Annotated in this window: 11 protein-coding genes and 1 riboswitch; all 11 genes read left to right on the forward strand. The window is 31.9% G+C overall.

All coding sequences use genetic code 11. From position 1 onward, the window contains the following. Positions 1-67 precede the first annotated feature (67 nt). Positions 68-1,390: a M16 family metallopeptidase gene (locus B2X73_RS09815; RefSeq protein ID WP_219035009.1), complete on the forward strand. Its 1,323-nt coding sequence runs from the start codon at positions 68-70 to the stop codon at positions 1,388-1,390. 14 nt (positions 1,391-1,404) lie between these two features. After that, positions 1,405-3,447: a M16 family metallopeptidase gene (locus B2X73_RS09820; protein ID WP_286496265.1), complete on the forward strand. Its 2,043-nt coding sequence runs from the start codon at positions 1,405-1,407 to the stop codon at positions 3,445-3,447. Positions 3,448-3,696: 249 nt separating this feature from the next. Then, on the forward strand, positions 3,697-4,530 hold the full coding sequence (locus B2X73_RS09825; RefSeq protein ID WP_114999699.1) for a 1,4-dihydroxy-2-naphthoyl-CoA synthase: 834 nt from the start codon (positions 3,697-3,699) through the stop codon (positions 4,528-4,530). A 94-nt stretch (positions 4,531-4,624) separates the two neighbouring features. Then, on the forward strand, positions 4,625-5,371 hold the full coding sequence (locus tag B2X73_RS09830; RefSeq protein WP_312067361.1) for a prolipoprotein diacylglyceryl transferase: 747 nt from the start codon (positions 4,625-4,627) through the stop codon (positions 5,369-5,371). Continuing rightward, a complete protein-coding gene (locus B2X73_RS09835) occupies positions 5,371-5,571 on the forward strand; it encodes a hypothetical protein (RefSeq protein WP_114999701.1) in 201 nt (66 codons plus the stop codon). The genes B2X73_RS09830 and B2X73_RS09835 overlap by 1 nt, the downstream gene beginning before the upstream one ends. Position 5,572: 1 nt before the next feature. Next, positions 5,573-5,806, forward strand: coding sequence for a hypothetical protein (locus B2X73_RS09840; RefSeq protein ID WP_114999703.1), 234 nt, complete (start codon positions 5,573-5,575; stop codon positions 5,804-5,806). A gap of 46 nt (positions 5,807-5,852) precedes the next feature. Further along, complete coding sequence (locus tag B2X73_RS09845; RefSeq protein ID WP_280037369.1) at positions 5,853-7,262, forward strand: radical SAM protein; 1,410 nt, start codon at positions 5,853-5,855, stop codon at positions 7,260-7,262. Positions 7,263-7,268: 6 nt separating this feature from the next. Next, positions 7,269-7,889, forward strand: coding sequence for an SGNH/GDSL hydrolase family protein (locus B2X73_RS09850; RefSeq protein ID WP_115002005.1), 621 nt, complete (start codon positions 7,269-7,271; stop codon positions 7,887-7,889). Positions 7,890-8,244: 355 nt separating this feature from the next. Further along, positions 8,245-8,373, forward strand: a riboswitch (FMN riboswitch). Between the two features lie 131 nt (positions 8,374-8,504). Next, positions 8,505-9,167 (forward strand): 3,4-dihydroxy-2-butanone-4-phosphate synthase, encoded by a 663-nt coding sequence (ribB, locus tag B2X73_RS09855; RefSeq protein WP_114999705.1) that lies wholly within the window; start codon positions 8,505-8,507, stop codon positions 9,165-9,167. 154 nt (positions 9,168-9,321) lie between these two features. Continuing rightward, entirely contained in the window at positions 9,322-10,575 is a 1,254-nt protein-coding gene (locus B2X73_RS09860) for an MFS transporter (protein ID WP_286496264.1), read from the forward strand. Between the two features lie 92 nt (positions 10,576-10,667). Beyond that, positions 10,668-10,930, forward strand: a 263-nt coding sequence (locus tag B2X73_RS09865) for a hypothetical protein (protein WP_291048153.1), incomplete at its 3' end; no start/stop codon positions are given.

The raw sequence follows: 10,930 nt of genomic DNA on the forward strand, positions 1-10,930 counted from the left end.
AACATTTTCAAAAAAACTGCTACTAATGTTACATAAGCATAATAGATAAAAACTTAAAAAATACTAAATGAAGAAAATTTTTATGTCTATCTTATTTGCAGGATCAGCATTATTTGGTCAGCAAATAAAATTTGATGAGTATACTCTAGCAAACGGATTGCATGTTATCCTTCATCAAGATAATTCTGCTCCAGTTATTACAACAGGTGTTATGTATCACGTAGGTTCGAAAGATGAGCAAGTTGGTAAAACAGGTTTTGCACACTTTTTTGAGCATTTATTATTTGAAGGAACAGAGAATATTAAGAGAGGTGAATGGTTCAAAATTGTTTCTTCTCATGGAGGTTCTAACAATGCGAATACAACAACGGACAGAACATATTATTACGAAACTTTTCCATCAAATAATTTAGAATTAGGATTATGGATGGAATCTGATCGTTTGCGTCAACCAATCATCAATCAAATTGGCGTCGATACACAAAAAGAAGTTGTAAAAGAAGAAAAACGTTCTCGTTTAGACAATCAACCTTATGGTAAATTTTCGTACGGAGAAGCGGTTAATCCTCATGTTTTCAAAAAACATCCTTACCGTTGGAGTGTAATTGGTTCTTTTGAGGATTTGAGTAATGCAAAATTAGACGATTTCAAACACTTTAGTCAAACTTTTTATGTGCCAAATAATGCTGTATTAGTTGTTGCGGGTGATTTTAATAAAGACGAAGCAAAGAAATTAATTGAGAAATATTTTGGTGTAATTCCAAGAGGAAAAGATGTTGTGAAAACTGTTGAGAAGGAAGATCCAATTACATCAGAAATTCGTGCAACAGAATATGATGCAAATATTCAGATTCCTTTATTGGCGATTAATTATCGTACGCCAGATAACAAATCAAAAGATGCTTATGCATTAGAAATGTTATCAAGCTATTTAACAGGTGGAAAATCATCAGTTTTATATAAAAAATATGTTGACGAGAAAAAAGAAGCATTACAAATATTTGCTTTCAATCGTCAAATGGAAGATTACGGAATTTATTCAATCGGAATTTTACCTCAAGGAGAAGTTTCTTTGGATAAATTAGAAGGAGATTTACAACAAGATATAGAAAAAGTTCAAACAAATTTGATTTCTGAAGAAGATTACCAAAAAATCTTAAATGGAATTGAAAATAGTTTTGTGGCTTCAAAATCGGGTGTTCAAAACATTGCACATGCTTTAGCGGATGCTTATATGTTGGGCGGAGATACAAATAAAATCAACGAAGAATTGAAAGTTTATCAATCTGTAACAAGAGAAGATATTCGCAATGTTGCTAAAAAGTATCTAAACAAAAACCAACGTGTAATTATTCATTATTTACCAGAATCTAAAAAAGCTGCAAAATAAAAAACAACCGAATTATGAAAACAAAAATATTATCTCTTGCAATCGCTTTTATGGCAGTTAGCTTAAATGCGCAAGTGGCGATTCCAATGCCAAAACCAGGTCCAGCACCGACGGTTAATTTAGGAAAATCGAACGAATTCAAATTAAAAAATGGTTTAACAGTTATCGTTGTTGAAAATCATAAATTACCACGAGTTTCTGCTACATTAACAATCGATAATCCTCCATATGCATTAGGTGCAAAAAAAGGAGCAGAGTCTTTGTTGGGCGAAATGTTGGGAACAGGAACAAAAACAAAATCGAAAGATGATTTCAATAAACGTATTGAGTTTTTAGGAGCTCGCGTTAATTTTTGGGAAGAAGGAGCTTCTGCAAGTTCTTTAACTAAGTATTTTAACGAGATTTTTGGTTATATGGCTGATGGAGCTATGAATCCAAACTTTACTGAAAGTGAATTTGCTGATGTTAAAAAACGTTACATCGAAGGTTTAAAGTCGAATGAAAAATCTGTAGAAGCAGCAGCATCTCGCGTTTCGAATATATTAGTTTATGGAAAAAATAATCCTTTCTCAGAATTTGATACACCAGCCCAAATTGAGAAAATTACATTGCAAGATGTGAAGGATTACTACAATACCTACTACAAACCAAACAATGCTTATTTGATTGTTGTTGGAGATATTTCGACAAAAGATGTAAAAGCATTGGCGGAGAAAAACTTTGATTCTTGGCAAACAGGAAAATTAAATATTCCAGCATTTCCAAAAGTAGAAGAAGTTACAAAAACGGAATTAAATGCGATTAATATGCCTAACGCAGTGCAATCTGTGGTCTCAGTTTCGTATCCAGTTCAGTTGACAAAGAAAGATCCAGATTATTATGCAGCGTTAATTGCGTCGTCTATTTTGGGAGGCGATTTTAATTCGAAATTGAATATGAATCTTCGTGAAGCGCATGGTTGGACATATGGTGCACGTGGTGGAGTTTCTGATTCTCGTTACATTGGACGTTTCAATACTAATGCAACTGTTCGTAACGAAGTGACGGATTCTGCTATCGTTGAGACGATGAAAGAAATTAAAGGAATGACGTTAAACAAAATTGATCAACAAACGTTGAATGATGTAAAAGCAAAATTCTTAGGAAACTTTATCTTGACTTTAGAAAGTCCTTCTACGGTTGCTAACCAGGCTTTAACGAAAAAGACAAATCAATTATCAGATAGTTTTTATGCAGATTATATCAAAAATATAAATGCTGTAACAATTGATGATGTTTTACGTGTTTCGAAAAAATATTTCCGTCCAGATCAAGCAAAAATCAATGTAACAGGTAAATTAGAGCAAATTGCACCAGCTTTAGAAAAATTAGGTTACTCAGTTAATTACTACGATTCTTTCGGAAATAAAATAGATAAACCAACTTCTGGTGCAAAAACTACAACTGTTTCAGTTGCTCAAATTACAGATAATTTTTTCAAAGCTATTGGTGGTACGGACAAAGTGAAAGCTGTAAAATCGATTGCTCAAAAAGGAAAAATTGACATGATGGGTAGAAATGGAGAATATATATCTAAATCTGCTGCGCCTAATAAAACTTTTGTAAGTTATAATATAGGTGGACTTATTATTAAACAAATTTTTGATGGTGAGAAAGGGTTTGTTTTTCAAGGACAAAAATTTGATTTACCAGCTGAAATGACAGATCCTTTAAAGAAAACAAATTCTTTGTTTGTACCATTGTCAGAAGGTTATAAATCGGCTAAAGTAGAAGGAATCGTTTCTGAAAACGGAGTTGAATATTACAAAGTTGTTGCTGCAGATATTTCTCGTACAGATTATTATGATGTAAAAACTGGCTTGTTAATGAAGTCTGAACAAAAAATGAAATCTCCACAAGGAGAAATGATTGCGACGACGATAAACAAAGGATATAAAACTTTTGAAGGTATTTTAATGCCAACAGAAATTTTAACAGAAGCTGGACCTCAAACAGCTAAAATAGTAATTGAATCAGTAGAAATTAATAAAAACGTTTCTGACGCAGATTTTAAATAACAATTCTTTTAAATATTTTTCAAATTAAAAGGCAATTCGTATTTTTCGGATTGTCTTTTTTTATACCACTATGATGAATAAAACCTCTTAGCGCAAAAAATAAGGTAATTAAAGAAGAGTATCAAGAGATTATAGATCAGCGTATGCTAGAATTGCGTAGAAAAACTTGAGATTAATAACTGAAAATTCTTTTTAAAAATGAATAAATCTTATTTTTGAGAAATTTTTAATCAAAAAACAAAATATATAATGGCAACAATCAATTGGCAAACGGTAAAGGAGTACGAAGATATCACGTTCAAGAAATGTGATGGAGTAATGCGTATAGCATTTAATCGTCCTGAAGTTCGTAATGCATTTCGCCCAAAAACTGTTTTCGAATTATTAGATGCTTTTCAATTAGCAGAAGAAGATCGTGAAGTTGGTGTAATTTTATTGACAGGAGAAGGACCATCTGCAAAAGATGGTGGTTGGGCTTTTTGTTCTGGAGGTGATCAACGCGTTCGTGGTGCAAAAGGTTATGAAGGACAAGATGGTGTTGGACGTTTGAATATTTTAGAAGTTCAGCGTTTAATTCGTTTTTCGACAAAAGTTGTTGTAGCCGTTGTAAATGGTTGGGCAGTAGGAGGAGGACATTCTTTGCACGTGGTTTGTGACATGACATTGGCTTCTAAAGAACATGCGATTTTCAAACAAACTGATGCAGATGTAGCTTCATTTGATGGTGGTTACGGTTCGGCTTATTTGGCAAAACAAGTTGGTCAAAAACGTGCCCGTGAAATCTTTTTCTTAGGATTGAATTACTCTGCACAAGAGGCTTACGATATGGGAATGGTAAATTTAGTTGTTCCGCATGACGAGTTAGAACAAGTTGCTTTTGATTGGGCACAAGAGATTTTAACAAAATCGCCAACAGCAATTAAAATGTTGAAATATGCATTCAATTTGGTAGATGATGGTTTAGTTGGACAACAAATTTTTGCAGGAGAAACCACACGTTTTGCATATGGTACAGAAGAGGCTGTAGAAGGTCGTAATGCATTCTTAGAAAAACGTCCAAGAGATTTTTCAAAATTTAGATAAGAAAATTTTCAAAATATAAACGAAAAGCGATGTTTAACATCGCTTTTTTTATTTCTATAAAATCAATTACTTTTACTCAAAACCTAATTAATTTGTGATAATAGATTTTCCTGTATCCATTGAAATTTTTGGACACTCAGTCTTAGTTCATCCTATTCTCGAATCGGTCGGAATTTTTATTGCGATGCGTTATTATGCATTTCTACGAAAACGAAACAAATCAAGTTTATCGACAACACAATCGTTTAGTATAATTATAGGCGCATTAATTGGAGCGCTTTTGGGCTCTAAAATAATTGGAACATTAGAAAATCCGCAAGCTCTTTTGGATGCAGAAAATCCTTTTCTCTTTTTCTGGACAAGTAACACAATCATAGGTGGTTTAACCTTTGGTTTAATTGGTGTAGAACTCACAAAAAAGATAATTAGATACAAAGAAAGTACAGGCGATTTGATTACTTTTCCTTTGATTTTAGCGATGATAATTGGACGAATTGGTTGCTTTTTAACAGGCGTTTATGAACAAACATATGGAATAGAAACAACATCTATTTTCGGAATGGATTTAGGCGATGGATTGTTACGTCATCCAGTTGCTTTGTACGAAATTGTTTACCTTATTTTGCTTTGGATAGTTTTAAAAATCGTTCAGAAAAAATATATTTATCCTTCTGGATATTTGTTTCAAATCTTTATGCTGGCTTATTTTGTGTTTCGTTTCTGTTTAGATTTTATCAAACCAATACATCCCATTTTTTTAGGATTAAGTTCTATTCAAATTACTTGTGTTGGTGTTATTTTTTATTATATCTTTAAGTTATCACAACTTAAATCTAACTAATGGAATCTTTATTTACAATTGTTTTTATTTTACTTCTTATTGGTTCTGTACTTTCTGTAGCAGGTTTTATTTTGTACTTATTTACAAAGAATAAAAATGAGATAGAAAGTGTAGAAATGTCTCTAAAACTAATGGTTTGGGGAATAGGGATTTTACTTGCTTCGGGTTCAATTTGTGGCTTAATTTTAATTGGAAACTAATATGATATATTCAGTAATATTTGCAGAAGGAGGATTTGGAAACGATTTTATTTATGTTATTATAGCAATTTTAGCAGTAATTGCACTTATTGGAGGCGCTGTTGGAACAGTAATTTCGCTAATCATAAATTCTATTTCTGGAAAAAGTAAATCTTCAAAATACTATTTAATGATTTTTGGAATGTGTGCATTGGTTACACTTATTATTTCAGGAATGGTTTGTGGATCTATGTAAACATCGTACCTTTCATTAAAACTTAAATCTACTTAAAACTTATATTATGCCGGTTAGAAATTACACGTATTACGATTATACAATTTCACTTTGTCCAGAATGTTTAAAACGTGTTGGTGCAAAAATTATTATCGAGGACGAGAATGTTTTTATGACAAAACGTTGTCCAGATCATGGTTTCTTCAAAACAAAAATAGCAACGGATGTCGATTATTATAAAAACATAAGAAATTACAATAAAGCATCAGAAATGCCTTTGCATTTTGAGACAGATGTAGAATATGGTTGTCCGTACGATTGTGGTTTGTGTGTCGATCACGAGCAACATTCGTGTTTATCAATTGTTGAGGTGACGGATCGATGCAATTTAACGTGCCCTACTTGTTACGCCATGTCATCGCCACATTACGGTTCTCATCGTAGTTTAGAGCAAATAGAAGCGATGTTTGATACCATTGTTAAAAATGAAGGCGAACCCGATGTGGTTCAAATTAGTGGCGGAGAGCCAACAATTCATCCACAATTTTTTGAGATTATGGAAATTGCAAAATCAAAACCAATTAAACATTTGATGTTGAATACAAACGGAATTAGAATTGCGAATGATCCAGGTTTTGCAGAAAAATTAGCAACTTATGCACCAGAATTTGAAGTTTATTTACAATTTGATTCATTTAAAAAAGAAGTTTTAGAAGATTTTCGAGGAAAAGATTTGACAGATGTTCGAATGAAAGCTTTAGAAAAATTGAATGAATTAAATCTTTCTACAACTTTGGTTGTTGTTCTTCAAAAAGATAAAAATACGGATGAAATTGGAAAAATCATCGATTTTGCTTTAAAACAAAAATGTGTACGTGGAGTTACTTTTCAACCTGTAGAAATTGCAGGCCGAAACAGAGAAGACTCTATTCATGAAAAAATTACCTTAACGGAAGTTCGTCAAGAGATTCTGAATCAATATCCTCTTTTCAATGGAGATGATATTATTCCGGTTTCGTGTAATCCTGATGCTTTGGCAATGGGATATATGTTAAAATTAAATGACGAGGTAATTCCGTTAACACGCTATATAAATCCTGCCGATTTATTGAATAACGAATCAAAAAATACAATTGTTTACGAACAAGATGAAGAATTGAAAGTACAGTTGTTGGATATTTTTAGCACAGGAATTTCTGTGGATAAAGTACAACCAAAAATGAATCAGTTGCTTTGTTGTTTACCAGAAGTTTGCGCGCCCGAATTGGATTTAGATTACGATAATTTGTTCCGAATAATCATTTTGAATTTTATGGATGCACATGATTTTGATGTTCGTGCTGTTAAAAAGTCTTGCGTACATATCGTCAACAAAGATTTGAAATTAATTCCATTCGAAACAATGAATTTATTTTATCGTGACGAAAAAGCTGCTTATTTAGAAGAATTGAGAAAAGAGGATAAAGTGTTGTTTTAGATGATGATGACAAATTGCTTATTTTTTGGAGATAGTATTACCTACGGCGAATATGACGGGGTTTTGGGAGGTTATGTAGAAATTTTGAAACGTTATTGCCATGCTGAGTTTTATAATAACAATGCAAACGAAGTCAATTGTTTTAATCTCGGAATAGGAGGAGAGACAACAGAAGGTTTAATGAAACGATTTGAAGTTGAGACAAAAGCGCGCTTTTCTCCTGACGAAAATCTAATTTTCTTTTTTTATGGCGCAAATGATTTAGCTGAAAGAAATGATTTAGAATTGGTTTCTCTTGTTAATTTTGAATCAAATCTTTTTGAAGTAATTTCTCAAGCAAAAGAATTTACAGTTAACATTTATGTGATAAGTATTTTACCAATCTCTAAAACGGTTGATGGAATAAAAGTTCCTAAACGTAAATTTCGTACGACTCAAAAAATTGAATTATACAATCAAAAGCTAAAAGAATTAGCACTTCAAAATCAAATAGAATTTATTGATATTTTCTCACGTTTTAATTCAACTAAAGAAGAATTTCTTTCAAAAGATGGTATTCATCCAAATGAAAAAGGATATCAATTTATCGCAAATCAAATCAAACCGATTGTAGAGAAATATTTGTAAAATCTATTTTTGTTGAATTTGACTTCTGTAATATGGAATGATATAATCTTTAAAAAATAAAAAAGTCATTGATCCAGCTATACATGTAAATGGTGCGTTTTGGCTTGTTCCAGTTGGTGAGATCTAAGAAATTAATAATCCAACTAAATATCCGCATAAAGCGTAATAACCAATTTTCAGAATTATTCTTAATGCTTTGTTTTTCATTTTATTAGTGTTTTAATGAAGATATGGTTTTTATTGATAGTAAACAAAATAATCTTTATTCATTATAAATAACTCATTTTGGTTTTGTAACTTTGTTCGCGAAAGTTTATGGTAATTTTTCAAATAAAAAATTAGTATTAACAAACGAAATTTTCTTCGGGGCAAGGCGAAATTCCTTACCGGCGGTTATAGTCCGCGACTCCTTTAACAACTGTTATTGGACTGATTTGGTGAAACTCCAAAACCGACAGTATAGTCTGGATGAGAGAAGAAAATTGAACACAACTGAAAGTCATGAGTGATAAGTGTTAAGTTCTGAGTGAAAAACTCATGACGCACAACTTTGAGCTTATTACTTAACAATGTGTTTCGCCCTGAAGTGATGTTTCATGATAAAACAAAAATCAAATGAAAACAATCACACAATTTGGCTCAACAGCCAATGAAAGAATTGCAAATGCAATAAAAGATCTACAAAACGGAAAAGGAATTTTATTAATTGATGATGAAAATCGTGAAAACGAGGGTGATATCATTTTTCCTGCTTCCACAATTACTGCGCCTGATATGGCTTTATTGATTCGTGAATGTAGCGGTATTGTTTGTCTGTGTCTTACACAAGAAAAAGCAGATGAATTGGAGCTAAATCCTATGGTCGAAAACAATAACTCACGTTTTCATACTGCATTTACAGTAACTATTGAAGCAAAAGAAGGTGTAACAACTGGTGTTTCTGCAGCCGATCGTATACAAACGATAAAAACAGCAATTAATCCAATTGCAAAACCGACTGACCTTAATCGACCTGGACATGTTTTTCCTTTAATTGCTCGTCCAAAAGGCGTTATGGAACGTCGAGGACATACAGAAGGAAGTATTGATATTGTGAAATTAGCAGGTTTAGGAAATGAAGCAGTTTTGTGCGAATTGACAAATGTTGATGGTACAATGGCGAAAGTTCCGCAAATTATAGATTTTGCCGAAAAACATGAAATGACTGTTTTGACAATTGAGGATATTTACGAATATCGTCTTCAATTAGAGGAGAAAAAACAATTAGAATTCGCTTAAATTAAACAATAAAATACATCATAAACTTTCAAAAATCTTCGGGTAGAAATACACGAAGATTTTTTTTGATTTTATACAAAATTTATTATCCAAAATCAAGGTAATTTTGAATAAAATCAATGTACATTTAAAAACTTAAAATTCAAATTACAAAATGACATCAGAGGAGAAAGTTCCATCCGTTTGGAAAAATAAAGAATTTATTCCATTCATATTTTTAAGGTTTTCCTTAATCTTTGCTTTATTCATTCAGAGTACGTCTGTTGCGTACGAAATTTTTAAAGTCACTCAGAAAGAAATTTTTCTTGGATTAATTGGTTTAGCCGAGTTTTTACCAATTCTTTTAACTGCTTTTTATGCGGGACAATTGGTCGATAAATTGGATAAACGGATGATCTTGGTACGAAGTATTGGTTGTTTTATGACCGCTTCTTTTGTCTTGATGATTGTTAACTTTCCGTCAGTTCGCCAAGCAATCGGAATTCCTGTTTATTTGGGAATCTGTTATTTTGCATTTTTCATTTTAGGATTGACAAGATCCTTTAGCGGACCAGCTTTATTTGCACTTTTAGCCTTAGTTGTCCGTAAAGAAAACTACACAAAAGCAATTCCAGTTTCTTCGTCTGCATTTATGATTGGATCAGTTTTAGGACCTTTGGCAGGAGGAGTTATTTTAGCAAAATTTGGTATTGAAGCCGCTTTGATAACCGCTTTTACAATTATGTGTATTTCGATGGTGATGATATTATTAATTTCTAAAAAACCAGCAGAAATATCAGAATCAGAATCGACAGAATCGCCAATGATACGTATCAAAGAAGGTTTGAGATTTATTTGGGGAACGCCAATTATATTAGCTGTTTTGAGTTTGGATATGTTTGCGGTTTTCTTTGGTGGAGCAGAATCGTTGTTACCAGCTTTCGTTGAAAAAGTATTGAATCAAGGTTCTGAAGCTTTTGGATTATTACGTTCAGCACATGGAATTGGATCGATTATAATGATGTTTTTCTTGTCGATGATTCCAAGTTTATTAAAAGGAAATGTTGGACCAAAATTATTGGGAGCAGTCGCAATGTTTGGTATTTGCATTATATCTTTCGGATTTAGTCAAAATCTGTATTTATGTTTTGTGATTTTGATGTTTGGAGGTGCTTTTGATGCAATTTCGATGGTAATTCGTCAAAGTATTTTACAAATTAAAACGCCCGAAAATTTGAAAGGTCGTGTTTCATCTGTCAATTCAATATTTGTGAGTTCTTCTAACGAATTAGGAGCTTTAGAAAGTGGAATTGCTGCAACATTTTTAGGGTTAGTTCCAGGAATTATTTTTGGTGGAACAATGACAATTTTAACCGTAATTTTAATTGCATTTTTCATCAAACCTATTCGAAAAGTAACCTTAGAATAAAATATTAAGATAAAAAGAAGTAAAGGTTTTAAAATAAAGTAAAGCGAATCAATTGATTCGCTTTTTTGTTATCTTTAAGAAAATAATTATCAATGAAATCTATTGTTTACTTTTTACTTTTAGGATTTGGTTTGTTGAGTTGTAATAAGGATGAAATTAAAATAAAGGTTGATAAAGTCGAAAATAATATGATACACTTTACAATCAAGAATAACTTCGAAAAAGAATCAATTCGCTTTTTAAAACCTAAACATAATTATTTATGTTATGAAGGAAGTAGTCCTATTAATAATATCTATAAAGATTTTTACATCTTAGATTTTATAAACAGATACTGTAATCTTCCCCTTGTTAA

Origin of the sequence: Empedobacter sp. UBA7252 (genome assembly GCF_002472765.1) — a bacterium.
Lineage (GTDB): Bacteria > Bacteroidota > Bacteroidia > Flavobacteriales > Weeksellaceae > Empedobacter > Empedobacter falsenii_B.

Bases quoted from the DNA above. Each gene is read 5' to 3' on its own strand.
- B2X73_RS09815 (WP_219035009.1), top strand. From the start codon at position 68: ATGAAGAAAATTTTTATGTCTATCTTATTTGCAGGATCAGCATTATTT.
- B2X73_RS09860 (WP_286496264.1), top strand. From the start codon at position 9,322: ATGACATCAGAGGAGAAAGTTCCATCCGTTTGGAAAAATAAAGAATTT.
- B2X73_RS09850 (WP_115002005.1), top strand. From the start codon at position 7,269: ATGACAAATTGCTTATTTTTTGGAGATAGTATTACCTACGGCGAATAT.
- B2X73_RS09845 (WP_280037369.1), top strand. From the start codon at position 5,853: ATGCCGGTTAGAAATTACACGTATTACGATTATACAATTTCACTTTGT.
- B2X73_RS09825 (WP_114999699.1), top strand. From the start codon at position 3,697: ATGGCAACAATCAATTGGCAAACGGTAAAGGAGTACGAAGATATCACG.
- B2X73_RS09835 (WP_114999701.1), top strand. From the start codon at position 5,371: ATGGAATCTTTATTTACAATTGTTTTTATTTTACTTCTTATTGGTTCT.
- B2X73_RS09840 (WP_114999703.1), top strand. From the start codon at position 5,573: ATGATATATTCAGTAATATTTGCAGAAGGAGGATTTGGAAACGATTTT.
- B2X73_RS09820 (WP_286496265.1), top strand. From the start codon at position 1,405: ATGAAAACAAAAATATTATCTCTTGCAATCGCTTTTATGGCAGTTAGC.
- ribB (WP_114999705.1), top strand. From the start codon at position 8,505: ATGAAAACAATCACACAATTTGGCTCAACAGCCAATGAAAGAATTGCA.